1 protein-coding gene is annotated in these 439 nt (G+C 67.0%); it reads right to left on the bottom strand.

Going from position 1 to position 439, the window contains the following annotated elements; genetic code table 11:
* Positions 1–439, bottom strand: a 439-nt coding sequence (locus JWG43_RS18450) for an ATP-grasp domain-containing protein (protein ID WP_205244385.1), incomplete at both ends; no start/stop codon positions are given.

Genomic DNA, 439 nt, shown 5'->3' with positions numbered 1-439 from the left:
GAGGAAGGAGGCTTCCTCGCCCACGAGGAACTCCTCGATGACGAGCTTGGCACCGGCGGCACCGTGCGCGCGCTTGCACATGATGTCGTCCACGGCATCCAGGGCTTCCTGGGTGGTCTTGGCCACCACCACGCCCTTGCCGGCAGCCAGGCCGTCGGCCTTGACCACCAGGGGCGCGCCCAGTTTGACCACGGCGTTCTTGGCTTTGTCGGGATCGGTGAAGACCTGGCTGTGGGCCGTGGGCACACCGGCGCGGTTCATGACGTCCTTGGCGAAGGCCTTGCTGCCTTCCAGACGGGCACAATAGGCATCCGGGCCGAAGCAGGGGATGCCGGCCTCACGCATGCGGTCGGTGATGCCCTTGGTCAGGGGCAGTTCGGGACCGGGCACCACCAGGTCGATCTTTTCCTTGCGGGCCAGTTCCACCAGGCCGTCCAGG

The organism is Desulfobulbus alkaliphilus (genome assembly GCF_016918545.1).
In the GTDB taxonomy this organism is placed as follows: Bacteria; Desulfobacterota; Desulfobulbia; order Desulfobulbales; family Desulfobulbaceae; genus Desulfobulbus; species Desulfobulbus alkaliphilus.
Note: the sequence above shows the minus strand (reverse complement) of the source record. Positions and strands in the feature narration are given on the sequence as shown.